16 protein-coding genes are annotated in these 24,839 nt (G+C 71.4%); 5 read left to right on the top strand and 11 right to left on the bottom strand.

All coding sequences use genetic code 11. From position 1 onward, the window contains the following. Window positions 1-31 precede the first annotated feature (31 nt). On the top strand, window positions 32-2,155 hold the full coding sequence (locus tag EV292_RS05090; protein ID WP_347812573.1) for a ComEC/Rec2 family competence protein: 2,124 nt from the start codon (window positions 32-34) through the stop codon (window positions 2,153-2,155). A 37-nt stretch (window positions 2,156-2,192) separates the two neighbouring features. Here EV292_RS05090 and lexA read toward each other — a convergent pair whose 3' ends face one another. From lexA to EV292_RS05060, 6 genes are read right to left on the bottom strand one after another with little or no spacing between them, the layout of a single operon-like run. Then, window positions 2,193-2,861 carry a transcriptional repressor LexA gene (gene lexA, locus EV292_RS05085; RefSeq protein WP_132908028.1) on the bottom strand — a complete coding sequence of 223 codons (669 nt, stop codon included), beginning with the start codon at window positions 2,859-2,861 and terminating at the stop codon, window positions 2,193-2,195. 58 nt (window positions 2,862-2,919) lie between these two features. Beyond that, complete coding sequence (locus tag EV292_RS05080) at window positions 2,920-4,098, bottom strand: molybdopterin molybdotransferase MoeA (RefSeq protein WP_132908027.1); 1,179 nt, start codon at window positions 4,096-4,098, stop codon at window positions 2,920-2,922. Next, window positions 4,098-4,565 carry a cyclic pyranopterin monophosphate synthase MoaC gene (gene moaC, locus EV292_RS05075; RefSeq protein WP_132908026.1) on the bottom strand — a complete coding sequence of 156 codons (468 nt, stop codon included), beginning with the start codon at window positions 4,563-4,565 and terminating at the stop codon, window positions 4,098-4,100. Before moaC ends, EV292_RS05080 begins: the two co-directional genes overlap by 1 nt. A 1-nt stretch (window position 4,566) precedes the next feature. Further along, window positions 4,567-5,352, bottom strand: coding sequence for an indole-3-glycerol phosphate synthase TrpC (trpC, locus tag EV292_RS05070; protein WP_132908025.1), 786 nt, complete (start codon window positions 5,350-5,352; stop codon window positions 4,567-4,569). Then, a complete protein-coding gene (gene trpD, locus EV292_RS05065; protein ID WP_132908024.1) occupies window positions 5,349-6,344 on the bottom strand; it encodes an anthranilate phosphoribosyltransferase in 996 nt (331 codons plus the stop codon). Before trpD ends, trpC begins: the two co-directional genes overlap by 4 nt. After that, complete coding sequence (locus tag EV292_RS05060; protein ID WP_132908023.1) at window positions 6,341-6,931, bottom strand: aminodeoxychorismate/anthranilate synthase component II; 591 nt, start codon at window positions 6,929-6,931, stop codon at window positions 6,341-6,343. Before EV292_RS05060 ends, trpD begins: the two co-directional genes overlap by 4 nt. Window positions 6,932-7,089: 158 nt before the next feature. Here EV292_RS05060 and EV292_RS05055 point away from each other — a divergent pair, with 158 nt between their 5' ends. Further along, the gene (locus tag EV292_RS05055; protein ID WP_132908022.1) at window positions 7,090-7,521 is read left to right on the top strand and encodes a hypothetical protein; all 432 of its coding nucleotides are present in this window, start codon (window positions 7,090-7,092) and stop codon (window positions 7,519-7,521) included. Window positions 7,522-7,564: 43 nt separating this feature from the next. On the opposite strand, the gene EV292_RS05050 is transcribed toward EV292_RS05055, so the two are convergent. Both EV292_RS05050 and EV292_RS05045 read right to left on the bottom strand, forming a co-directional pair. Next, the gene (locus tag EV292_RS05050) at window positions 7,565-9,073 is read right to left on the bottom strand and encodes a chorismate-binding protein (protein ID WP_132908021.1); all 1,509 of its coding nucleotides are present in this window, start codon (window positions 9,071-9,073) and stop codon (window positions 7,565-7,567) included. Then, window positions 9,057-10,991, bottom strand: coding sequence for a peptidylprolyl isomerase (locus tag EV292_RS05045; RefSeq protein WP_132908020.1), 1,935 nt, complete (start codon window positions 10,989-10,991; stop codon window positions 9,057-9,059). Before EV292_RS05045 ends, EV292_RS05050 begins: the two co-directional genes overlap by 17 nt. A 110-nt stretch (window positions 10,992-11,101) precedes the next feature. Here EV292_RS05045 and tpiA point away from each other — a divergent pair, with 110 nt between their 5' ends. Beyond that, on the top strand, window positions 11,102-11,848 hold the full coding sequence (gene tpiA, locus EV292_RS05040; protein ID WP_132908019.1) for a triose-phosphate isomerase: 747 nt from the start codon (window positions 11,102-11,104) through the stop codon (window positions 11,846-11,848). 58 nt (window positions 11,849-11,906) lie between these two features. Here the strand turns inward: tpiA and EV292_RS05035 are convergent, their stop codons facing one another. Genes EV292_RS05035 through EV292_RS05025 form a run of 3 tightly spaced genes read right to left on the bottom strand, consistent with a single transcriptional unit; the run spans window position 11,907 to window position 18,043 of the window. Next, window positions 11,907-13,490 carry an efflux transporter outer membrane subunit gene (locus EV292_RS05035; protein WP_132908018.1) on the bottom strand — a complete coding sequence of 528 codons (1,584 nt, stop codon included), beginning with the start codon at window positions 13,488-13,490 and terminating at the stop codon, window positions 11,907-11,909. Continuing rightward, window positions 13,487-16,804 (bottom strand): multidrug efflux RND transporter permease subunit, encoded by a 3,318-nt coding sequence (locus tag EV292_RS05030; RefSeq protein ID WP_132908017.1) that lies wholly within the window; start codon window positions 16,802-16,804, stop codon window positions 13,487-13,489. Before EV292_RS05030 ends, EV292_RS05035 begins: the two co-directional genes overlap by 4 nt. Window positions 16,805-16,810: 6 nt before the next feature. Then, window positions 16,811-18,043, bottom strand: coding sequence for an efflux RND transporter periplasmic adaptor subunit (locus tag EV292_RS05025; RefSeq protein ID WP_132908016.1), 1,233 nt, complete (start codon window positions 18,041-18,043; stop codon window positions 16,811-16,813). Between the two features lie 225 nt (window positions 18,044-18,268). Between EV292_RS05025 and EV292_RS05020 the strand changes: the two genes are divergently transcribed. Further along, window positions 18,269-20,503, top strand: a complete 2,235-nt coding sequence (locus EV292_RS05020; protein WP_207913336.1) for a BamA/TamA family outer membrane protein — start codon at window positions 18,269-18,271, stop codon at window positions 20,501-20,503. Beyond that, window positions 20,503-24,753, top strand: coding sequence for a translocation/assembly module TamB domain-containing protein (locus EV292_RS05015; protein WP_132908015.1), 4,251 nt, complete (start codon window positions 20,503-20,505; stop codon window positions 24,751-24,753). Before EV292_RS05020 ends, EV292_RS05015 begins: the two co-directional genes overlap by 1 nt. Window positions 24,754-24,839: the final 86 nt, after the last annotated feature.

Here is a 24,839-nt window from a genome sequence, read left to right as displayed (position 1 = left end):
GGAGCGCGATCAATTATTTCTATGGCTGCCGGTGGCGATTGGGGCAGGGGCGGCGGCGTGGTTCGCGCTGCCCGGTCCGGGCGCGTGGCTGGCGGTGATATTGATCGCGCTCGGCGTCGCCGCGGGAGCGGGGGCGGTGGGACGCGGCGGGCGTGCCCCGGCGTTCGCGGCGATGCTCGGTCTCGCCGTCGCGGCGGGAACCGGGCTGGCGTGGTGGCGCGCGCGCCGCGTCGCCGCGCCGGTGCTCGGTCGACCCGCGATCGTCCGGATGGCGGGCACGATCGAGAAGCTGGAGCCGCTTCCCGCGCGCGGACTGGTCCGGGTGACGCTCGGCCGCCTGCGGTGGGAACGACCGCCGCGCCCCGCGCCGCGCCGGGTGCGCGTGAGCCTGGTCCAGCGCGCGGTCCCCGCGACGCTGGCGCCGGGGACCGCGATCACGCTGCGCGCGCGGCTGATGCCCCCGGCGCCTCCGGCGGTACCCGGCGCCTATGATGCCGCGCGCGCCGCCTGGTTCGAGCAGGTCGGGGCGAGCGGTCGCGGGTTCGAGCCGATCACGGTTCACGACGATGCGCGTCCGGGCGAGGCCGGGGTACGCGACCGATTGACCGCGCACGTCACCGCCGCACTCGCCGGCAGCGCGGGCGGGATCGCGGCGGCGCTGGTCACCGGTGACATGGGCGCGATCGACGACGCCGACTCGCTGGCGATGCGGCGGGCCGGGCTGGCGCATCTGCTGTCGGTGAGCGGCCTCCATATCACCGCGACGGTCGGGATCGTGATGGCCGTGGTGCGACGGCTGCTCGCGCTCTGGCCACGGCTCGCGCTGAGCGGTCGGGTGCCGCTGATCGCCGCGGCCGCGGGCGCCGCCGCGGCGATCGGCTATACCTGGCTGACCGGCTCGCAGGTGCCGACGATCCGCAGCTGCGTCGCCGCGCTGATGGTGATCGCCGCGCTGGCGCTGGGACGCGAGGCGCTGACGCTGCGCCTCGTCGCCATGGGGGCGCTGGTCGTGCTGGTCGCCTGGCCCGAGGCGGTGGTGGGGCCGAGCTTCCAGCTCTCCTTCGCCGCGGTGGCCTCGATCGTCGCGCTGCACGAACATCCGCGCGTGCGCGCGCTGCTGATGGCGCGCGACGAGCCCTGGCCGCGCAAATGGACGCGCGAGGCGGCGTCGCTGCTGGTGACCGGGGCCGTGGTCGAACTGGCGCTGATGCCGATCGCGGTCTTCTACTTCCACCAGGCCGGCGTGTACGGTGCGATTGCCAATATCGTGGCGATCCCGCTGACCACCTTCGCGATCATGCCAGCGGTCGCGCTCGCGCTGATGCTGGACCCCGCGGGATGGGGCGGCCCGGCCTGGTGGGTGGCGGGGGAAGCGATCGCGCTGCTGCTGTGGATCGCGCAGACGGTCGCCGCTCTGCCCGGTGCGGTGCGCGCCATTCCCGCGATGCCGTTGGGCGCCTTCGCGACGATGGTGGGGGGCGGGATCTGGCTCGCCCTGTGGCGGACGCGCTGGCGCTATCTCGGCGTCGCGCCGTTGCTGCTCGGCGCGGGTTGGACCGCGCTGACGCCCGCGCCGGACCTGCTCGTCACGGGGGACGGGCGCCATCTCGCGGTACGGCAGCGGGACGGCGGGCTGGCGCTGCTGCGTGATCGCAGCGGGGGCTATGTTCGCGACGTCTTGGCCCAAAACGGCGGCTTGGACGGGGTGCCGGGGCTGCTCAGCCAGTCGCGCGAGGCGCGCTGCAACCGCGATCTGTGCTGGTGGCAGCAGCGGGTCGACGGACGATGGCGGATCGTGCTCGCGACGCGCAGCGCTTACCCGGTGCCGGTCGAGCGGCTCGCGTCGCTATGCGCGCGCGCCGACGTGGTGGTGAGCGAACGCCGGCTTCCGCGGCGCTGTCGTGCGCGCTGGCTGACGCTCGACCGTGCCGCGCTGGCGCAAAGCGGCGGGGTGGCGATCAGCTTCGCGCCCTCGCGGGTCATCACGGTGCGAACGCGCGGCGATGAACACCCCTGGGTCGCGGCGGCGCGGGTGGCCGAGGCGACGTCGGCCTCTTCCGGCGTGTCGCATGGCCACGCCCTCCCGCACCGACGATCTCGGCAGATGGACAGCGCGCCGCTGGAAGGAGCAACGGGCGATCCGCGGCGGCCATGACCCAGCGATGGTGGAGCGCAGTTCCGGGCCTCGCCTGTCAATCGTAACGGCGCAGGATCCCCGCCAGTTTTCCCTGCACGCGCACCTGGGTCGGCGCATAGCGCTGGGGATCGTACGAGCGGTTGGCCGGATCGAGCCGGATCATCGCCCCCTCGCGGCGGAAATATTTGAGCGTCGCCTCGCTCTCGTCGATCAGCGCCACCACGATCTCGCCGTCGCGCGCCACATCCTGTCGACGGATCAGCGCATAATCGCCGTCGAGGATCGCGGCGTCGACCATCGAATCGCCGGCGACCTCCAGCGCGAAATGCTCGCCACTGCCGAGCAGCGCCGCGGGAACGGGGAGGGTGGTCGCGCCCTCGAACGCCTCGATCGGCACGCCGGCGGCGATGCGGCCGTGCAGCGGGATCTCCACCACGTCATTGGCGGGAACGACGGGCTCGGCCGGGGCGCGGCGGGGCGTGCTCGCCGCCGCGCGCTTGGGTTCGCCGCGCTCGGGCGCCTTGAGCACCTCCAGCGCGCGCGCGCGGTTGGGGAGACGGCGAAGATAGCCGCGCTCCTCCAGCGCGCTGATCAGCCGATGGACGCCCGACTTGCTCTTCAGCTCCAGCGCGTCCTTCATCTCCTCGAACGAGGGCGACACGCCGCTCTCGGCGAGCCGATCCTCGATGAAGCAGATCAGCTCGTGCTGTTTGCGCGTCAGCATGTCCACACTCCCCAATCGCGAACGGATTAGGAACCTTTATGGAACACATGAGCGCGCGTCAAGCGATGGTGAGGATGTCCGCCGCATCACCCGCGCGCGCCGCGGGCGCGTGCGGCGCCCGCACGATCAGGCAGGTGGAGCGCGCCAGTGTCCGCAGCATCGAACTGTCCTGGATCGTCGAGGCGCGCACGCGGCCGTCGCGCAGCTCGGCGCGGAGATAGTCGGTCCGCTCGCCATTGGCGGGCAGGTCCTCGCCGAGGATCGCGGCGGTGGTCGCCGGGAAGGGTGCCGCCGCCCCAGCGAGATGCGCGACCAGCGGTCGGACGAACAGCAGCGCGGTGACGAAAGCGGAGACGGGATTGCCGGGCAGTCCCACTACCGCCATCGCTTCGCGCCGCCCCGCGAGCATCGGCTTGCCGGGACGCAGCGCGATCCGCCAGAAGTCGAGCGCGACCCCCGCGGCCGCCAGCGCGGGCCGCACCAGGTCATGATCGCCGACCGACGCGCCGCCGGTGGTCACGAGCAGGTCGGCCTCGACTGCGGCGAAGGCCGCGGTGAGAACGTCGAGCCGATCGGGCAGAATGCCCATATCGACGATCTCCGCGCCCGTGCCGGCGAGCAGCGCGCGCAGCAGCAAGCGGTTGGACTCGGGCAACGCCTCGCCGGATGTGCCGGGCTCGGCGAGTTCGTCACCCGTCGCCGCCACGGCGACGCGGACCGGCCGCGCGATTGCGACGTGCGCCACACCGCCCGTCGCCGACACCGCCAGCCGGGCCGCGGTGAAGCGCTCGCCACGCGCGACCAAGATGTCACCCTCGCTGAAGTCGAGCCCGCGCGCGCGCACGTTGCGCCCGCGGTAGGAGGGACCGTCGCCGTCGAGCGCGACGTGATCGCCCGAACGCCGCGCTTCTTCCTGCACCAGCACCGTGTCGCTGCCCTCGGGCATCACCGCCCCGGTGAAGATCCGCACCGCGTCGCCTGGACCGATCGCACCGCCGAAGGGCGCGCCCGCCGCGCTCTCCCCGACGACGCGGAGCGGACGCGACAGATCGTCGAAGCGAAGCGCGTACCCGTCCATCGCCGACACCGCCTGCGCGGGCTGGGTCCGGCGCGCGATGACGGGGGCAGTGGCCCAGCGTCCCAGCGCCTCGGCGAGCGGTACTTCGATCGATGGCACCGGCGTCCCCAGCGCGAGCACGCGCGCCTGCGCCTCGGCGACGGGCAGCAGTCCCGACATCAGGCGCGCCAGTCTCCCGATCGACCGCCGCGCTTCTCGATCACGCGGACGCCGCCGATCACCATCGCTTTGTCGAGGGCCTTGGCCATGTCGTAGACGGTGAGCAGCGCGACCGATGCCGCGGAGAGCGCCTCCATCTCCACCCCCGTCTTGCCGTCGGTCGCGACGGTGGCGGTGACCGCGATCCCCGCCTCATCGACGGCGAGGTCGATCGCGACGCGGCTGAGCGGCAGCGGATGGCACAGCGGGATCAGATCGCTGGTCCGTTTCGCGGCCATGATCCCGGCGACGCGCGCGACCGCGAGCACGTCGCCCTTGGTCGCCGTGCCCGCGCGGATCGCGTCGATCGCCGCGGCTGCCATGTCGATCCGCCCGACTGCCACCGCCTCGCGCCGCGTGACCGCTTTGGCGCCGACGTCGACCATGTGCGCCGCCCCGGCGGCGTCGAGATGCGTGAGCCCGGCCACCTCAGCCGACCAGCGCGCGCGTGGCGGCGGCGACGTCGGACTGGCGCATGAGTGCCTCGCCGATCAGGAAACAATGCACGCCGCGGCGGGCGAGCGCGTCGAGGTTGTCGCGCGTCGACAGCCCGCTCTCCGCCACCAGCAATGTCCCGGCGGGCGCGCGCGCGGCGAGCTGCTCGGTCCGCCGGACGTCGACCTCGAAGGTCCGCAGGTCGCGATTGTTGACCCCGATGAGCCGCGAGCGCAGCCGGGTCGCACGGTCGAGCTCGGCCGCGTCATGCACTTCCACGAGCACGTCGAGCCCCTGCTCGATCGCCGCCGCCTCGCATTCGGCGAGCGCGCCGTCGTCCAGCGCGGCGACGATCAGCAGGATCGCGTCCGCCCCGACGCTGCGCGCCTCGGCGGCCTGCCACGGGTCGACGGTGAAATCCTTGCGCAGCACCGGGAGGTCACAGGCCGCGCGCGCCGCGACGAGATAATCCTCATGGCCCTGGAAATACGACGCGTCGGTCAGCACCGAGAGGCAGGCGGCGCCCGCCTCGGCATAGGCCCGCGCATGTGCCGCGGGGTCGAAGTCGGGCCGGATGAGGCCCTTGGAAGGGCTGGCCTTCTTGATCTCGGCGATCAGAGCGTGTCGGCCCGCGGCCACCGTCCGCTCGAGCGCGGCGACGAAGCCGCGCGGTGCCGACCGGGCGGCGGCGCGCGCGCGCAGGTCGGCGTCGCTGATGGCGGCGCGGCGCGCGCGCACCTCGTCGCGCTTGGTGGCGCAGATATCGGCGAGGATGGTCATGCGTAGGCGATCCAGCGGTCGAGAAGCAGGTTCGCGTCGCCGCGGTCGAGCGCCTCGGCGGCGCGCGCGGCGCCGTCGGCGAGCGTGGCGTCGCGTCCCGCCAGCACCAGCGCCGCGGCGGCGTTGATGAGCACCGCGTCGCGATACGCACCGCGCTCACCACCGAGCAGTCGGCGCAACGCCAGCGCGTTATAGGCCGGGTCGCCGCCGCGGATCGCCAGCGTCGGATGGCGCGCCACGCCCGCGTCCTCGGGCACGATCCGGGCGGGCAGCGCCACCGCGCCGATCGACACCACCTGGGTCGGCCCGGCGCCGGAGATCTCGTCGAGCCCCTCTTCGCCCGCGACCACCAGCGCCGCTTCGCTGCCGAGTTGCGCCAGCGCCTCGGCGTAGATCGGGGCATAATCGGGGCGCGCGATGCCGAGCAACTGGCGCGTCACGTGCGCCGGGTTGGCGAGTGGCCCCATCAGATTGAAGATGGTGCGCCGGCCGAGCCGCCGCCGGATCGGGGTGATGCGGCGCATCGCGGGGTGGTGGTTCCCCGCGAAGAGGAAGCAGATGCCGAGATCCGCGAGCGTCGCCTCGGCCTGCGCCCCGGCGCGTTCCATGTCGAGCCCGAGCGCCTCGAGCGTGTCCGCCGCGCCCGCCTTGGACGAGGCGGCACGGTTGCCGTGCTTGGCGACCGGCACCCCGCAGGCCGCGACGATCAGGCTGACCGCGGTGGAGACGTTGAGCGTGTGCTGTCCGTCACCGCCGGTGCCGCAGACGTCGATCGCGCCGGCGGGGGCGCTGATCGGGATCAGCCGGTCGCGCAGCGCGCGCGCCGCGGCGGCGATCTCGATGCTCGTCTCGCCGCGCAACGACAGGTCGAGCAGGAAGCCGGCGATCGCCTCCTCGCTGGCATGGCCGTCGAGGATGTCCGCGAACGCCTGTGCCGCGCTCTCGCGCGACAGGGGCGATGCGGGATCGGGCAGGGCGGCGACCGTCGTCACGCCGCCGCCCTGGTGCCGTGCGCGATCCCGGCGAGCCGCAGGAAGTTGGCGATCAGCGCATGGCCATGTTCGGTGGCGATGCTCTCCGGGTGGAACTGGACACCGTGGATCGGCAGCTCGCGGTGGCGCAGCCCCATCACCGAGGCGTCGGCCGCGGTGGCGTTGACCGCGAGCGATGCGGGCACGTCGGTCACGATCAGCGAGTGATAACGCGTCGCGGTGAAGGGCGAGGGCAATGCCTCGAACACGCCGGTGCCGTCATGCTCCACCGGACAGGTCTTGCCATGCATCAGCCCGCCGCGGACGACGCGGCCGCCGAAATGCTGCCCGATCGCCTGGTGCCCCAGGCAGACGCCGAACAAGGGGCGCCGCTCGTCGGCGCAGGCCGCGACCAAATCGAGGCTGATGCCCGCCTCATTGGGGGTACAGGGCCCTGGCGAGATCAGGATCGCCTGCGCGCCGCTCGCCAGCGCCTCGGCCGCGGTCAGCTCGTCGTTGCGCACCACGCGCACCTCGGCACCCAGCTCCATGACATAATGGACCAGGTTCCAGGTGAAGCTGTCGTAATTGTCGACCACCAGGATCATGGCGCCTGCCATAGCCGATGCGCGCCACACCGCAACACGCGCCGCAGCACGCGCGACGAAAGGAATCTTGCAGCCCCGCAAACATTCGACATAGCGGGGCCATGTGGCGGGTGGAGCCACCGGGCCTATGTTGCGTTGGTCGCGCGAGGAGAAAGTCGATGCTGCGTTCGGTTCTGATGGTTGCCGCCGGGATCACGCTGCCGCTCGCCGCCGCGGCGCAGACCCAGAGCGCGGGAGATGCCGGGCGCACGCCGCAGCGCGTGCGCAGCGTCACGCTGCAGGGCAACGAAGCCTGTCCGCCGTCGCAGGGCGACGAGGTGGTGGTGTGCAGCCGCATCAATCCCGACGAGCAGTTCCGCATCCCCAAGGAATTGCGCAACACCGCCGAGCCCGCGGCGAAGAACCAGGCATGGACCAACCGTGTCGCGGTCGCGGATCGCGCCAGCCGCGTCAACGGCGGGGTGCCGGACAGCTGCTCGCCGGTCGGCAGCGCGGGTCAGACGGGCTGCGCGCTCGCGATCAACAATGCCTTCAAGGCGGAGAAGCGCGCGGCGGAGAAGAACGACTCGATGATCCCGGGCGGCCGCTGACGATCGCGCCGCGACGTCGCCGCGCGCGGGATGCCAGTCCGGATCACTGACCGAAGCGCGGCTCGCTCGCGGCGCGCAGCGCCTCGCGGGCGGCGGCGAACAGCGCGCCCGCCTTGGCCTCGCACTCGCGCTGTTCCGCGTCGGCATCGCTGTCGGCGACGATCCCCGCACCCGCCTGGACGTGGATCGTACCGTCCTTGACGACCGCGGTGCGCAGCACGATGCACGAGTCCATCGAGCCGTCGGGCGAGAAATAGCCGACACCGCCCGCATAGGCGCCGCGTCGCTCGCTCTCCAGCTCGGCGATGATCTGACACGCGCGGACCTTGGGGGCGCCGCTCACCGTGCCGGCCGGGAAGCCCGCGAACAGCGCGTCGATCGCGTCGTGGCGGGGATCGAGCCGTCCCACCACGTTCGATACGATGTGCATGACGTGGCTGTAGAATTCGATGCCGTAGCTGTCGGTGACCTGCACCGTCCCCGGTGCGGCCACGCGCCCGACGTCGTTGCGCCCGAGATCGAGCAGCATCAGATGCTCGGCACGCTCCTTCGGATCCGCGAGCAGGCTGTCGCGGTTGGCCGCATCCTCGGCCGCGGTGCGCCCGCGCGGGCGCGTGCCGGCGATCGGCCGGATCGTCACCTCGCCGTCGCGCGCGCGGACGAGGATCTCGGGGCTGGAACCGGTCAGCGCGAAACCGGGCAGATCGAGATGGTAGAGAAAGGGCGACGGATTGATCCGCCGCAGCGCCCGATACAATTCGAAGGCCGGCAACGGGAAGGGCGCCGAGAAGCGCTGGGCGAGCACGACCTGGAAGATGTCGCCGGCGGCGATATAGTCCTTCGCCCGCGCGACCATCGCGCGATAGCGTCCTTCCGGCAGCACGGGGGCGAGCGACAGCTCGGCGGCGTCGATGCGGGGCGGCGGTGGCAGGGTCGCCTGGGCGAGCCGCGCTTCCACCAGGTCGAGCCGTTCCTCGGCCGCCGCCACCACCGCCTCGGGCGCCTCGGTGCCGGGCCACACCGGCGCGACGAGGAACAGCACGTCGGCGAGGCGATCGAAGACCAGGATCACCGTCGGCCGGACGAACATCATGTCGGGCAGGCCGAGCGCGTCGCCCGTCGCCGCGGGCAGCCTCTCGACCAGGCCGATCGTCTCATAGCCGAGATAGCCGACCAGGCAGGCGAGCGCTCCCGGCAACTCGGCGGGAACGTCCATGCGGATGCTCGCCACCAGCGCGCGCAGCGCGGCGAGCGTCGGCTCGGGGCTGGCGACGAAAGCGGCGCGGTCGCGCAACCAGTCGCGGTTGATCTCCGCCCGGTCGCCGCGCGCGCGGAGGACGAGATCGGGGGCGAGGCCGATCAGGCTGTAGCGCCCGCGGACCGCGCCGCCCTCGACCGACTCGAGCAGGAAGTCGCCGCGGCCCGGTTCGATCAGCTTGAGCGCGGCGGCGACCGGCGTCTCGGTATCGGCGATGCGGCGCCGCCAGACCAGCGCGGGACGACCCGCCGCGAGCGCGCCGCGCGCCGCCTCGGCGCTATTGGCCCCCGCCACCGAGCAGGTCCTTCTTCAACTGCGCGATCGCGTCATCGTGACGCTTGGCGCCCTGCACCTTGGCCACGGCATTGGCGAATTGCTGGGCATATTCGGGACCGACCGCGCGGCCGAGATCCGCGCGGGTCGCCTGGATCAGCGGCGGTTGCTTGCTCGCATCGCCGCGCACGACCTGGTCGAGCTTGAGCACCAGCCAGCCCTTGCCATCGGGCGAGGGGATCGCGCGCGCGGTGCCGGCCGGCATGTTGAACAGCGCCGCGAGCACCGGGTTCACCTGACCGCGATTGGCCGTGATGTCGCCGCGCGACGCGCTGATCGGCTGGACCGGCGGCGCCTTCACGCCCGAGGCGGCGAGCGCCGCGGGCAGGGCCGCGCCGCCCTTCACCTTGGCGACCAAGGCGTTGGCCGCCTGTTGCGCGGCCTGGGCGGCACGGTCTGCGGTGAGATCGGCGACCACCCGCGCGCGCGCGGCGGTGAGCGGCAGCGGGGTGGGGCGGATCACCCGGTCGAGCGCGACCACCGCGAAGCTGCCATCCTCGCCGAGGTTCACCGTCGTCGGCGTGTCGCCTTCCTCGGCGGCGAAGGCGGCGGCGACCACCGGGGTCAGCTTGGGGTCGGCCGCTGCCTGCGGCTGGTCGGGATTGGTGCCGTCCTGGAGCAGCGCGGGAGTCGTCTGCGCGGCGAGCTTCTGGTCGGCGACCACCTCGGCGATATTGGCGTTCTCGCCGAGCGCATCGTCCACCTTGTCGCGGATCGCGCCGATCGCTTCCTTGGTCTTGCTCGCGCGCAGCTGGGCGACGATCTCGTCGCGTGCCTGCGCCAGCGTCTTGCCCGGATCCGCGGTGACCTTGTCGACGCGCGCCACGACGAAGCCGATCGCGCCGCGCACCGGGCCGACCACCGCCCCGCTCGCCGCCGCCGCGACCGCCTGCGCCAGCGCGGGCGACGTCTGCGCCGCCAGCGCGCTCTGCTCGACGCCGGTGATCGTCCGCGCCTCGAGCCCGGCGGCGCGCGCCGCGGCGGGCAGCGGCGTGCCCGCCTTGACCTTGGCCGCGAGCGCGCCGGCGGCCTTCTCGTCGAGCACGGTCACCAACGTGACGTCACGCAGCTGCTTGGGCGCATAGGTCGCCTTGGCGTCGGCATAGGCCTTCTGCACCTCGGCGTCGGTCGGGTTCACTTGCGCGGCGACCTGCGCGGGGCCGACGCTGGCGTAGCGGATCACGCGCCGCTCGGGCGTGGTGTAGCGTGCGATGTTGCGCTGATACCATTGCTGCACCTCGGCATCGTTCGGCGGGGTCGTCGCCGGCAGCGCGGGCACGAGCGCGACCTGGCCGGTGCGGCGCTCGAGCAGCAGGGAGGCGTAGTTGAGCGCGACCTGCTGCGGCACCTGATGCGCGCCGATCGTCGGCTGGGTGAGGAACTGGACCATGATCTGGCGCGCGAACTGCGCCTGCACCTGCGCGTCGGTGAAGCCGCGCTGCGCGATCAGCCGCTCATAGGCCTGCTGGTCGAACTGGCCGGTCGCACCGGCGAAGGCGGGGATCGCCTTGAGCTCGCTTCCGATCAGCGCCCGGCTGACGCGCATGCCCTCGTCGCGCCCGAAGGTCTCGAGCGCGAGCGCGCTGACGTTGCGGTTGATCACCGCGTCGACCCCGCCGAGCTGGACGAACTGCGCCATGTCGAGCGTCGGTTGCTCCTGCCGTGCCTGGGTGAGCTCGTCGCGCGCCTGTTGGCGGATGTCCGCGGCGGTGACGCTCTGCCCACCGACGCTGGCGATCGGATGGCCGACCAGCCCCGTGCTGCTCGCCAGGCCGGTCACGTCCCCCGCCGCGAAGGCGAGCGCGATCACGATCAGGACACCGAAGGTGACGATCATGCCGACCTTGGAATGGATGATGCCGCGGAAAAAGGTGAGCATAAGCGAGCAGGGGACCGACAGAGTGAAGGCCGCGTCCTAGGGACAAGCCGAGGTGGCATCAAGCCGCCAGGCCGGTTATCGCGGCACCGAAACGAGAAGAGGGGATGGGGATGACGCGTCGCAAGCTGGTCGCGGGCAATTGGAAGATGAACGGCAGCCGCGAGTCGCTGACCGAGCTGGAGGCGATCGCGGCGGCCGCGGCGGCGAGTCCCTCGGTCGACGTCATGGTCGCGGTCCCGTTCACGCTGATCGCGCCGGCGAGCGAACGCGTGCCCGGGCTGATGATCGGCGCCGAAGACGTCCACGAGGCGGACAGCGGTGCGCACACCGGCTGCGTCTCGGCGCCGATGGTGCGCGAGGCGGGCGCGCGCTTCACGATCGTGGGTCATTCCGAGCGTCGCCATGACCAGCACGAGACCAGCCAGGACGCCTGGGCCAAGGCCGCGGCGGCGCATCGTCACCGCCTGCAGGTGATCCTGTGCTGCGGCGAGACCGGCGCCGAACGCGACGCGGGGCGCGCCGAGCGCGTGGTGCAGGCGCAGATCGAGAAATCACTCCCCGAGAATGCCGCGGGAGATTGGCTGACGCTCGCCTATGAGCCGCGCTGGGCGATCGGTACCGGCGCGACCCCGACGCTGGAGGACATCGCCGCGATCCACGCGATCGCGCGCGCCAAGATGCGAAAGCTGATCGGCGACGCGGCGAGCGGGGTACGCATCCTCTACGGCGGCTCGGTCACCGGCGACAATGCGCGCGCGATCATGGAGATGCCCGACGTCGACGGCGCGCTGGTCGGCGGCGCCAGTTTGACCGCGGCCAAGTTCCTGCCGATCGTCGCGGCCGCCGCGGAGGCCTGATCCGCGGCGCCGATCGCCGCGCCGTCGGCAGCGGCGGATCAGGCGCCGCGCGTGCGGGTCAGTTGGGGCGCGGCGGCGACGTCGCGGCGCCACCATCGACGGGGACCGGCCCCTGCGGCGTGGCGTCGAGCAGCGAGTCACCGCCGAGGGTGCGGTAGAGCGTGACCAGATTGGTCGCGCGGGTGAGTTGGGTCTGCACCAGTATCTGCTGCGCCGAGTAGAGCTGGCGCTGCGCGTCGAGCGACGACAGGAACGTGTCGATCCCGCCGCGATAGCGCGCGTTGGTGAGGGTGAGCGTGTCCTGCGCCGCCTCGTAGAAGCGGCGGTTGGCGGCGAGCTGCTCGGTGATCGTGCCGCGCCGCGCCAGGGCGTCGGACACTTCGCGGAAGGCTGACTGGATCGTTTGCTCATACGTCGCCAGTGCCGCGTCGCGCTGCGCGAGGCTGAAGTCGACCCCGGCGCGGCCCGCACCGGCGCGGAAGATCGGGTAGCTCGCGTTGGGCGCGACCGAATAGTTGAACGACCCGCTGTTGAAGAGCGTGCGCAGCGCGGTGCTGGCGAAGCCGACCAGCCCGGTGAGCGTGATGCGGGGGAACAGCTCGGCGCGCGCCGCGCCGATCTCGGCGTTGAAGGCGCGCAGCGAATATTCGGCCTGCACCACGTCGGGACGTCGCAGCAGCACGCCCGAGTCGATCCCCGCGGGCAATTCGCCGATCGTGGCCGCGGCCTGCTCGATCGAGCCGGGCAGCAGCGCCGGCGCAACCGGTGCGCCGACCAGCAGCTGAAGCGCGTTCACGTCCTGCGCCAGCAGCGTCTTCTGCTGCGCCAGATTGGCCTCGGCGGTGGCGAGGATCTGCTGCGCCTGGCGCAGGTCGGTGCGCGGCGCGACCCCGCCGCGCCGGCGGGCATCGGTGAGCCGGACGCTCGCGCGCGCCGCCGCGGCGGTCTGCTCCGCGACGGTGAGCAGGCTGCGGTCCGCGGCATAGGTGAGCCAGGCATTGGCGACATCACCCACCAGGGTCAGCCGGGTGGCACGAGCGGCCGATTCCTGCGCGAAATAACGCGACAGCGCCGCGCTGGTCAGCGAGCGGACGCGGCCGAACAGGTCGATCTCGAAGGCGGTGACGCCGAGCTGCGCCTGAAAGGTGCTGCGTGCCGAGGAAACCGTGGTGACGCCGGTACCGCCGGCGCCCGTTCCACCGGTTCCGGTCCCGCCGGTCCCGGTCCCGCCCGTGCCGGTTCCTCCCGTCCCGGTTCCCGCGCCGCCGTTGTTGGTGCCGGTCACCACGCCGCTGCTGCCGTTGTCGCGATAGCTGTAGGCGCCGGTGGCGTTGACCTGCGGGAACAGGTCGGCGCGCTGGATGCGATATTGCGCGCGCGTCGCCTCGATATTGGCCACCGCGACGCGCAGGTCACGGTTGTTGGCGAGTGCCTGGTCGATGATCGTCTGGAGGCGCTGGTCGCGGAAGATGTCGCGATAGGTGACGCTGGGCAGCCGCGCTTCCGACTGGCGCAGATAGGCGTCGCCGACCGGCCAGGAGGTCGGCACGGGGGCGGCAGGGCGGACATAGGTCGGCGCCAGCGAGCAACCGGCGAGCGCGGTGCCGGCGGCGAGCGCGACGAGCGCGGGGAGGCGGGTCATCGGGCAGGCTCCGGCGCGGGCAGCGCGGGGTGGTCGATCGGGCGCGGCAGCTGCGGCGGGCGCTCGCCGCCGGGGGTGCCGCCCCCGCCGCCGGGGCCGCCGTGATCGTCACCGCCCTCGCCCTCGTCCGGGCTCGGGTCGGCACCGCGGCGCAGGCCCTTGAGACCGTCGCGGAAGCCGCGGCGCACCAGCACGAAGAACAAGGGAATGTAGAAGATCGCCAGCACCGTCGCGGTCAGCATGCCGCCGATCACCGAGGTGCCGATCGCGATCCGGCTGTTGGCGCCCGCGCCGGTCGAGATCGCCAGCGGCAGCACGCCGAAGATGAAGGCGAGGCTGGTCATGATGATCGGTCGCAGCCGGATCCGCGCGGCGGAGAGCGCGGCGTCGATCACGCGCTTGCCCTTCTTCTCCTCCTGTTCGGCGAACTCGATCATCAGGATCGCGTTCTTCGCCGCCAGCCCCATCGTCGTCAGCAGCCCGATCTGGAGGTAGACGTCGTTGACCAGCCCGCGCAGCGTGGTGAACAGGATCGCGCCGATGAGCCCGAGCGGGATCACCAGCAGCACCGCGAACGGGATCGACCAGCTCTCGTACAGCGCGGCGAGGCAGAGGAAGACGACCAGGATCGACAGGCCGTAGAGCAGGGGCGCCTGCCCGGACGACAGCCGCTCCTGATACGACAGCCCGGCCCAGGCGACGCTGGTCCCCGGGATCTGCCCGGCGAGCTCCTGGATCCGCGCCATCGCGTCGCCCGAGCTCCTGCCCGCCGCGGCCGACCCCTGGAATTCGAACGAGGGAACGCCGTTGAAGCGCGACAGGATCACGGGCGCCTGGCTCCAGCCGATCCGCGCGAAGGCGGAGAAGGGCACCATCTGCCCGCCGCTGCCGCGAACGAACCATTGGTTGAGGTCGGTCGGCGCGGCGCGATAAGGCGCGTCGCCCTGCACGAACACGCGTTTGACGCGGCCGCGATCGATGAAGTCGTTGACATAGCGGCCGCCCCAGGCGGTCGACAGCGTCGTGTTGACGTCCGCCTGGCTCAGCCCGAAGGCGGCGAGCTTCTGCTGGTCGACGTCGACCTTGAGCGTGCCGACGTCGGGCAGCTCGGTCAGGCGCACCGCGGTGAGCGCGGGGTCGGCGTTGGCGAGCGCGAGCAGCCGGTCGCGCGCGTCGTTGAACTTCTCCGCGGTCATGCCGCTGGTGTTCTGCAGCTCCATGGTGAAGCCGTTGGACTGGCCGAGGCCGCGGATCGCGGGCGGCACCAGCGCGAAGACGCGCGCGTCGCGCAGGCCGCGGAACGCCGCGGAGGCGCGCGCCACGATCGCGTCGGCGGTATTCTCCTTGCCCTTGCGATCGTCCCACGGCGTCAGGTTGACGAAGCCCTGGCCGGTGTTCTGCCCGCTGACGCCGCCGCCGCCGCCGCCGCTGACGGTGAACATGGTGCGGACGTTCTTGCCCTCGCTGCCGGCGAGATAATCCTCGACGCGGTGCTGCACCTCCTCGGTGCGCGCGCGCGTGGCGCCGGCGGGCAGCTGGAATTGCACGATCGCGCTGCCCTGGTCCTCGGTCGGCAGGAAGCCCGTCGGCATGCGCAGGAACAGGATCGCGAGCAGCGCCACCGTCCCGGCATAGACCAGCAGGAAGATCCATTTGCGATCGATCACGCGGCGCACGCCGGCGACGTAGCGGGCGACGCCCTTGTCGAACGTGTCGTTGAACTTGTCGCGCGCGCGCTCGAGCAGATGCGCCACCTTGGGGAACTTGCGCCCCAGCCAGCTCTGCTCGATCGGATCGCCGTGCTCGTCGTGGCTCTGCTTGAGCAGCGTGGCGGTGAGCGCGGGCGAGAGGATCACCGCGACCAGCACCGAGAGCACCATCGCCGACACGATCGTCAGCGAGAATTGGCGGTAGATCACGCCGGTCGAGCCGCCGAAGAAGGCCATCGGCATGAACACCGCGGAGAGCACCAGCGCGATCGCGACCAGCGCGACGGTGATCTCCTTCATCGACTCGATCGTCGCCTCGCGCGGGGTCATGCCGGGATTCTCGTCGAGCAGCCGCTCGACATTCTCGACCACCACGATCGCGTCATCGACCAGCAGACCGATCGCGAGGACGAGGCCGAACAAGGTCAGCGTGTTGATCGAGAAGCCGGCGACGTAGAAGACCGCGAAGGTGCCGAGCAGCACCACCGGCACCGCGATCGCGGGCACCAGCGTGGCGCGCCAGCTCTGGAGGAACACGAACATGACGATCACGACGAGGATGATCGCCTCGATCAGCGTCTTCACCACCTCCTCGATCGACAGCTTGATGAAGTCGGTGGTGTCGTTGGCGAAGGCATATTCGAGGCCGGGCGGGAAGCCCTTGGCCGCGGCGGCGACCTGCGCCTTGACCAGCTCGGCGGTCTTCAGCGCGTCGGCACCGGGGGCGAGCAGCACCGCGATGCCCGCGCCGGGGTGGCGGTTGACGCGGCTGAACGCATTGTAGCTCTCCGCGCCCAGCTCGATCCGCGCCACGTCGGCGAGCCGTACGGTGGCGCCGCTGCTCTGCGTCTTGAGGATGATGTTGGCGAATTCGGCGGGCGTCTGGAGCCGCGACTGCGCGGTGACGATCGCGTTGAGCATCTGCGTCGACGGCATCGGCTGGCCGCCGACCTCACCCGCGGCGACCTCGGTGTTCTGGTTGGTGATCGCGGTGACGACGTCGCCGGGCATCAGCTGGAAGCTGTTGAGCTTCTCCGGATCGAGCCACACCCGCATGGCATATTGCGAGCCGAACACGTTGGTGTCGCCGACGCCCTGGATACGCCCGAGCGGGTCCTGGAGGTTGGAGACGAGATAGTCCGACACGTCCTGGTTGGTGAGCTTGTCGGTGACGTCATAGACGCCGACGATCAGCAGGAAGTCCGGGTTGGACTTGCGCACCACCAGTCCCTGCTGCTGCACCTGCTGCGGCAGCCGGCTGAGCGACTGCTGCACCTGGTTCTGCACCTGGACCTGCGCGATATCGGGGTCGGTGCCCTTGTCGAACGTGGCGGTGATCGTCACCGAGCCACGGCTCGACGAGCTCGACTGGAAGTAGAGCAGGCCGTCGATGCCGGTGAGCTGCTGCTCGATCACCTGGGTGACGCTGTTCTGCAGCGTCTGCGCGTTGGCGCCGGGGAAGGTCGCCCGGATCGAGACCTGCGGCGGCGCGACGTCGGGATATTGCGCGATCGGCAGCGACAGGATCGCGCCCACGCCCGCCAGCATCACGATGATGGCGAGTACCCAGGCGAAGATCGGCCGATCGATGAAGATGCGGGACATGCGGGATCAGCCAGCCTTGCCCTTGGCCGACGACATCTTCTCCATCTGCTCGGGCGAGGGCGCCTGGACCTTCTGCGGCGTGTCGGCCGGCACGGGCTGGAGCGGGGTCTTGGGCTTCACGTTCGCGAGACCCTGGGTGATCACCTTGTCACCCGCTTTCAGCCCGTCGATCACGACCCAATAGGCGCCCTGGGTCCGCTCGGCGGTGACGGTGCGCTGCTCGGCCCGGTTGTTCGCGGCGACGACGTAGAGCGTGGCATTGCCCTTGGCATCGCGGTTGATCGCGGTCTGGGGGACGAGGAAGGCGTTCTGCTGGATCGACTGCGAGAAGACCGCGCGCACGAACATGCCCGGCAGCAGCAGCCCGTTGGGGTTAGGGAAGCGCGCACGCAGCGCGACCGTCCCGGTGCTGGGATCGACCACTACCTCGGCGAACTCGACCGTGCCCTTGATACCGTAGTCGCTGCCGTCCTCGAGCTTCAGCGTCACCTCCGCGCGCGCGGGCACCGCGCCGCCCGAGGCGAGGCTGCGGCGCAGCGCGAGCAGGTTGGCGCTCGACTGCTGGATATCGACGAACATCGGGTCGAGCTGCTGGATCGTCGCGAGCGGGTCGGTCTGGGTCGCGCTCACCAGCGCGCCGACGGTGAAGAGCGAGCGGCCGATCCGCCCGGTGATCGGCGCGGGCACGGTGGTGAAGCGCAGGTTCACGCGCGCGGTATCGAGCTGCGCGCGGTTGACCGCGATCGTCGCCGCCGCCTGGCGCTGCGTCGCCACGGCGTCGGTATAGTCCTGCGCGCTGATCGCCTCCATGTCGGCGAGCGGCTTGTAGCGGTCCGCCCGGATCTTGGCGGCGTCATAGGTGGCCTGGGCGTTGGCGACGTTGGCGCTCGCCTGGTTGGCGCTGGCGCGATAGAGCGAGGGATCGATCTGGTAGAGCGGCTGGCCGCGCTTGACGATCGCGCCTTCGGTGAAGAAGCGGCGCTGGATCACGCCCGAGACCTGCGGGCGCACCTCCGAGCTCTGATAGGCGACGGTGCGGCCGGGCAGCTCGCTCGTGGTCGGCACCGACGTGGGCTGGACGACGACATAGCCGACCGTCACCGGGCCCGCCTGACCCGGTGCGCCGCCTTTCTCCTTGCCCTGGGGCTGCCCGCCGCCGCCGCACGCCGCGAGCGCGAGCAGCGCCGACGCCGCCGCGCCGCCGATGACCTGGCGGCCCGGCCGAACCTCGATACGCATTCTCTACCTTGTCCCCGCGAAACTTCGGGCTGCCCCGGCGCCTAACCGCAATTTGTCGCAAATGTTTCGCAAGGGTGCCAGATTTTTCACGGCGGCGACCCGTCACGGCGAAGCTCCTCGCAGCGCCGGCACGTCGTCATGATGAAACCGATCCCGCGCTGGCTCGTTGCAGGATGACGGGGGCTCAGCGGAACGCCGCATGCCCTGCCTAAAGGGGCGTATTGCTTGTCTTTTACTGTTCGTCGATCGCGCCTTCTGCTCGCCACCGCGGGTTTGGCGCTGGGATGTGCCGCGGCGCAGGCGCAGCTCCAGAAGCCCGGCAGCGCTCCCGCCCAGGGACCGGACTCGCCGCCGCCGGCCGAGACGACGCCCCCGGCCGACACCACGCCGATCGTTCCCGAGGCAGAGTTCGACGCCGCCCTGCCGCCGCTGTCGGGCGATCTGAACGCGCCGCTCGAGCCGATGCCCGCGGACAATGCGGCGACGCCACCGCCCGCGACCCCGCAGCCGACGACCGACCCGTCGCAGGCGCCTGCCCAGGCAGCCGCGCAGCAGCCGATCACACCGGGCGAGCTGCCCCCCGCACCGCCGCAGGATCCGCAGCTCGCGCGGCCGCTCGAGCCGCTCTCCACCTTCGATACCACGCCGCTCCAGACCGTCGCCGATCCGGCGAGCACCGATCAGCCCGATATCCGCTACGCCAGCGAGGTGCAGGGGCTCGACCCGCTGGGCCTCACCGACGAGTTCGACTCGCTGTCGGCGCTCAAGAAGGGCGGCGGCAAGGCGGACAATGCGACCCAGGTGTCGGCGCGCGCGCGCGAGGACGAGCAGCTCGCGCTGCGGCTGATGAAGTCGCTGGGCTATTATGACGGCACCGCCGCCTCGACGGTGGAAACCGTGGCGGGGACGCCGGCGAAGCTGCGCGCTTTGGTCACCGCCACGCCGGGGCAGCAGTACAAGCTCGGCAGCGTCACCGTGAAGGCAGGGGCGACCCAGCCGCCTGAGCTGGTTCGCCGCGAGCTGCCGCTCAAGGTCGGCGACCCGATCGAGGCGGCGCGGATCCAGGGCGCCGAGGCCAATGTCAGCCTGCGCCTGCCGCAGCAGGGCTATCCCTTCGTCAAGGTCGGCGAGCGCGACGTGCTGCTCGACGAGCAGACCGGCAAGGGCGATTACACCCTGCCGGTCGACACCGGGCCGCGCTCCTCGTTCGGCACGCTGCGGACCGAGGGCGACCCGGTGTTCGACCTCAAGCACCTCAACGTCTTCCCGCGCTTCGATCAGGGGCAGCTGTACGACGCGCGGCTCACCGACGACCTGCGCGAGGCTTTGGTCGCGACCGGGCTGTTCAACGGCGTCGGAGTCGAGCCGGTGCGCACCGGCGTCACCGCGGCGGACGGGACCGAGCAGGTCGACCTGCTGGTGCGGCAGACGCGCGGGCCGGCGAAGAGCCTGTCGGGCTCGGTCGGCTTCAACACCGGCGAGGGTATCAAGGCCGAGGCCAATTTCACCAACCGCAACCGCTTCCCGCCCGAGGGTGCGCTGATCCTCGGCGTGATCGCGGGCACGCAGCAGCAGGGCCTGTCGGTCGGGCTGCGCCGCCAGAACGCGGGCAAGCGCGACCGCACCGTCAGCCTGCTCGCCAGCGCCAATCACTCGAGCTACGACGCGTTCGACGCCTTCACCGGCACGATCTCCGGCCGCGTCAGCTATGACTCGACTCCGATCTGGCAGAAGCGGTTCACCTACGCTTATGGCTTCGAGCTGGTCGGCACCAACGAGAGCGTGTTCGACTTCGACGATTTCGCCCGCGACCGCCGCACCTATGGCGTGGTCGCGCTGCCCGGACAGGTGCTGTTCGACACGTCGGACGATCTGCTCAACCCGACCCGCGGTTATCGCCTCAAGCTCAACGTCAGCCCCGAAGTGTCGGTCTCGGGCCAGACCAAGCCCTATGCGCGCACGCTGATCGAGGGCACCGCTTATTATCCGGTGAGCGACAGCCTGGTGATCGCGGGCCGCGCGCGCGCCGGCAGCATCTTCGGCATCGCGCGCGACGACATCGCGCCGTCGCGGCGTTACTATGGCGGCGGGGGCGGGTCGGTGCGCGGCTATGGCTTCCAGCGGCTCGGCCCGCTCGAGCCCGTCGCGTCGCTGACGCCCGACGAGAACGGCAACGTCGATCGTGCCGACCTTCGCCCGCTCGGCGGCCGCAGCATCAACGAATTCGCGCTGGAGGCGCGCTACCGGTTCGGGAATTTCGGCATCGTGCCCTTCATCGATGCCGGCAACGCCTATGAGAGCAGCCTGCCGAAGGGCAGCGACTTGCGCCTCGGCGCCGGTATCGGTGGCCGCTTCTACACCAATTTCGGGCCGCTGCGCGTCGACGTCGCGACGCCGCTCAACCCGCGCGAAGGGGACAGCAAGATCGCGCTCTACATCTCGATCGGGCAGGCATTCTGATGGCCGAGGACACGCTCCCGACCGCCGGCGAGACCGTCGTCGTCCGCCGCCCTTTGTGGCAGCGCGTGCTGAAGTGGGTCGGCATCGTGCTCGCCGCGCTGGTGCTGCTCGTCGTCGCGATCGTGCTGGGGATCAACACCGATCCCGGCCGCCGCTTCGTCGCCGACAAGATCGGGGGCTACACCACCGCGTCGGGCCTGAACATCAAGGTCGGGCGGATCGACGGCTCGCTCTACGGCCACCTTCGCCTGAGCGACGTGCGCGTGAGCGACCCCAAGGGCGTGTTCCTGACCTCGCCGCGGCTCGACCTCGACTGGCGGCCGTTCGCCTTCGTCAGCAACCACGTCGACGTGCGCAGCGTCTCGGCCGATCTGATCACGCTGCGGCGCAACCCCGAACTCAAGCCGACGCCGACCACGCCCGAGGACGCGAACGCGCCGCTGCTGCCCGACCTCGACATCGACATCAACCGGCTCCACGTCGGCCGCTTCGTGATGGAGCCGCCGGTGGCGGGCGCGCGCCATGTCGCGCGCTTCGACGGGCAGGCGCATATCGCCGACCGCCGCGCCCAGCTCGTCGTCGACGCGGCGACGCTGCGCGCCCCCGGTGTCGCCGGCGGCGACGTCGCACGGGTGCGGCTCGACGCGGTACCCGACGACAACAAGCTCGACGTGGACGTGCGGCTCACCGCGCCCGCCAACGGCGCGGTGGCGCAGCTCGCCGGCCTGAAGGCGCCGCTCACCGCGACGATCGGCGGGCGCGGCAGCTGGGCGTCTTGGCAGGGGCGGCTGCTGGCCAACCTGGGCGGCGGCGAGCTCGCCAACCTCGCCATCACTGCGCGCGATGGCCATATCGAGGTACGCGGCCCGACGCGGCCCGGCCTCTATCTCGAGGGACCGGTGGAGCGGCTGACCGCCCCCGCGCTCAACGTCGCCGCCGACGTGACGCTCGCCGAGCGCCGCGCGGACACGCGGATCAAGCTCGCCTCGCAGGCGCTCGCGGTCGACGCGGGCGGGCTGCTCGACCTCGCCAACAGCCGCTTCGGCAATTTCGCGGTCGACGCCAAGCTGCTGACGCCGGGTGCGATCATGCCGGGCGTGAGCGGGCGTGACGTGCTCGCGCGCGTGGTGCTCAACGGCGCCTTCGCGACCCCGACGGTCGACTATAAGATCCGCGCCGCCGCGCTTGGCTTCCAGCAGACCTCGGTGCAGGACCTGTATGCCGAGGGTCTGGCGCGGGTGAACAGCGATCGTATCCTTGTGCCGGTCCACGCGCGCGCGCGCCGGATCGCCGGGCTCAATGCCGCGCTCGGCGGGCTCACCACCAACGCGCGAATCGACGGCGACCTCGCCATCGCCATGCCCAACATCCTGTCCGACAATCTGCGCATCCGCTCGGACACGATCGACGCCACCGCGATCATCGCCGCCAACATGGAAACGGGCCGCTACACCGGCGGCTTACAGGGGCGCGTCAACAACTTCCGCGTCGACAGCGTCGGCATCATCAACGTGCAGACCAACGCCGACCTGGTGCCCGGCCCGAACGGCGGATTCGGCATCACCGGCAAGGTCGCGCTCCAGACCAAGCAGCTGTTCAACGAGGGCGTCCGCAACTTCCTCGGCGGCAATGCGGTGATGAGCACACGCTTCGGCTATTCGCCGACCGGCGTGGTGACGTTCCAGAGCCTGTCGCTCAACGCGCCGCAGTTCCGCGTCACGCGCGGGCAGGGTCGCTTCGATCCCGCCAACGGCGCGCTGCTGATCGACGCCGACGCTTATTCGACCCAATATGGCCCGCTCTACGCGCGCGTGACCGGCTCCTCCACCGCGCCGGTCGTGCGGCTGCGGGCGCCGCGACCGGGGGTGGGGATCGGCCTCGCCAACCTCGACGCGCGCGTGGTCGGGCGCGGTGGGGCCTATCAGGTCAACGCCAGCGGCGGCACCAATTACGGCGCCTTCACCGCCGACGTGCTGGTGACGCCGGGCAACCAGCTCGCAGTCGACATCCGTCGCGTGCTGTTCGCCGGCATCGACTTCGCCGGGCGCGTCGTCCAGACGGCGGCCGGCCCGTTCGCGGGGCAGGTGCGCTTCGCCGGCAACGGGCTCAACGGCCATGTCGCGCTCGGCGCGCAGGGCAAGTATCAGCGCGCCAGCGTCGACGCGCGCGCCGCCGGCGCGACGATCCCGGGCATGGCGGGCTTCAGCATCGGCCGCGCGATCGTCACCGCCGACGCGGTGATGTACGACAAGCCGCAGATCGTCGCCGACGCGCAGGTCGCCAATCTGCGCTACGGCGCCACGCTGCTCCAGACCGGGCGCGTCAAGGTCGATTACCGCAACGGCGCGGGGACGGCGCAGGCGTTGTTCAACGGCTCCAACGGCGTACCTTTCCGGCTGGCGGTCAACTCGCGCCTGTCGCCCAGCCTCTATCTCGTCGCGCTGAGCGGTGCGGCGAACAATGTGGCGTTCCGCACCGCGCAGCCGGCCCGGATCGTGCCGGCGAACGGTGGTTACCGGCTCGAGCCGGCGCGACTCGACTTCGACAAGGGATCGATGCGGCTGGCCGGACGCTTCGGCGGCGGGGCGACCCAGGCGCAGATGCGGCTCGACCGGCTAGATCTGTCGCTGATCAGCGCGCTCGTGCCCAATCTCGGGGTCGGCGGACAGGCGACCGGCAGCCTCGATTATGTGCAAAGCGCCGGCGAGGCCTTCCCCCGCGCCGACGTGCGCCTCAACGTCAACAATTTCACGCGCTCCAGTCTGGTGGCGGTGTCCGAGCCCGTCGACATCGTCTTCCAGGGCAGGTTGTCGAGCGCGGCAGGTGAGGGGCGCGCGCTGATCAAGCGCGCGGGCACCCCCGTCGGCCGCCTCGTCGCGACGCTGACCCCGAGCGGCAGCGGCCGCTGGTCGACCCGGCTGATGCAGGGGCCGCTGGGCGGCGGGATCCGTTACAACGGCCCGGCTGGCGTCCTGTTCAGCTTCGCCGGCCTCGCCGAGCAGCAGCTCTCCGGCCCGATCGCGATCGCCGCCGATCTCGGCGGCACGGTCGCGGCGCCGCGGGTCAACGGTCTGATCCGGGCCGACAATCTTACCTATGACAATGAGACCTACGGCACGCGCCTGACCAACATGCGGATCGCGGCGCGCTTCAACAACGATCGGCTCGAGCTGCAGCAGATGCAGGCGCGCGCCGGTCAGGGGACGGTGCAGGCGCAGGGCAATGTCGGTCTCGCCGCGGCGCAGGGCTTCCCGCTCGACCTGACGGTGGCGATGCGCAACGCGCAGCTGGCGCGGTCCGACGCGCTCGGCGCGACCGCGAGCGGCGACGTGCGGATCCAGAACGGCGCCAACGGTGGGCTGATCAGCGGACAGATCAACATCCCCAACGCGCGCTACGAGATCATCCGCCAGGGCGCCGCCGAGGTGCCGGAACTGACGGGCGTGCGCAAGAAGAGCGAGGTCCGTGCCGCGCAGGCCGCCGCCGCGGCGGCGGAGGCGGCCGGCCGGCCGGCCGCGCCCGCATCGCCGCCCGGCCTGTTCAAGCTCGACCTGCGCGTGCGCGCGGACAACCAGCTCTATGTCTCGGGCATGGGGCTGGAGAGCGAGTGGGAGATGGACCTGCGCGTCGGCGGGACCTCGGCCGCGCCGACGATCGCTGGCGGCCTGGATCTGGTGCGCGGCACCTATTCCTTCGCGGGCAAGCGCTTCGAGGTGGAGCGTGGGCAGGTGCGCTTCCGCGGCGGCGCGCTGACCGATCCGGACATCAACATCCTGGCGACCACGACCAACGACAATGTCACGTTCAACATCGCGATCACCGGCACGGGCCAGCGGCCGCAGATCGCCTTTACCTCTACTCCGTCCTTGCCGCAGGACGAGGTGTTGAGCCGCCTGCTGTTCGGGACCAACCCGGAGAATCTGTCGGCGACCGAGGCGATCCAGCTCGCCAGCGCGCTCAACTCGCTGCGCGGGTCGGGTGGGGGGCTCAACCCCCTGGGCAAGCTGCGCTCGGCGACCGGGTTCGATCGGTTGCGCATCCTCGGCGCGGACGAGGCCACCGGGCGCGGGTCGGCACTGGCGGCGGGCAAATACCTGACCGACGACATCTACATCGAGATCGTCACCGACGCGCGCGGCTTCACCGCCACCCAGCTGACGATCGCGCTGACGCGCGCGATCAGCGTGCTGTCGCAGGCGGGGTCGTTCGGCGGGTCGAACGTGCAATTGCGCTACTCGCGCGACTTCTAGCGGGCAGGCCGCGCGCGAGGCGCGCGCGGCCCAGTCGCCGCATGGGACAGCTGTCCCCTCCTGTCCGCGTCACGGGACCGTCGCCG

This window comes from Sphingomonas sp. BK235, assembly GCF_004345855.1.
Taxonomy (GTDB): Bacteria; Pseudomonadota; Alphaproteobacteria; order Sphingomonadales; family Sphingomonadaceae; genus Sphingomonas.
Note: the sequence above shows the minus strand (reverse complement) of the source record. Positions and strands in the feature narration are given on the sequence as shown.

Bases quoted from the DNA above. Each gene is read 5' to 3' on its own strand.
- lexA (WP_132908028.1), bottom strand. From the start codon at position 2,861: ATGCTGACGCGCAAACAGCACGAGCTGATCTGCTTCATCGAGGATCGG.
- EV292_RS05080 (WP_132908027.1), bottom strand. From the start codon at position 4,098: ATGTCGGGACTGCTGCCCGTCGCCGAGGCGCAGGCGCGCGTGCTCGCG.
- trpC (WP_132908025.1), bottom strand. From the start codon at position 5,352: ATGACCATCCTCGCCGATATCTGCGCCACCAAGCGCGACGAGGTGCGC.
- EV292_RS05060 (WP_132908023.1), bottom strand. From the start codon at position 6,931: ATGATCCTGGTGGTCGACAATTACGACAGCTTCACCTGGAACCTGGTC.
- EV292_RS05055 (WP_132908022.1), top strand. From the start codon at position 7,090: ATGCTGCGTTCGGTTCTGATGGTTGCCGCCGGGATCACGCTGCCGCTC.
- EV292_RS05045 (WP_132908020.1), bottom strand. From the start codon at position 10,991: ATGCTCACCTTTTTCCGCGGCATCATCCATTCCAAGGTCGGCATGATC.
- tpiA (WP_132908019.1), top strand. From the start codon at position 11,102: ATGACGCGTCGCAAGCTGGTCGCGGGCAATTGGAAGATGAACGGCAGC.
- EV292_RS05035 (WP_132908018.1), bottom strand. From the start codon at position 13,490: ATGACCCGCCTCCCCGCGCTCGTCGCGCTCGCCGCCGGCACCGCGCTC.
- EV292_RS05030 (WP_132908017.1), bottom strand. From the start codon at position 16,804: ATGTCCCGCATCTTCATCGATCGGCCGATCTTCGCCTGGGTACTCGCC.
- EV292_RS05025 (WP_132908016.1), bottom strand. From the start codon at position 18,043: ATGCGTATCGAGGTTCGGCCGGGCCGCCAGGTCATCGGCGGCGCGGCG.
- EV292_RS05015 (WP_132908015.1), top strand. From the start codon at position 20,503: ATGGCCGAGGACACGCTCCCGACCGCCGGCGAGACCGTCGTCGTCCGC.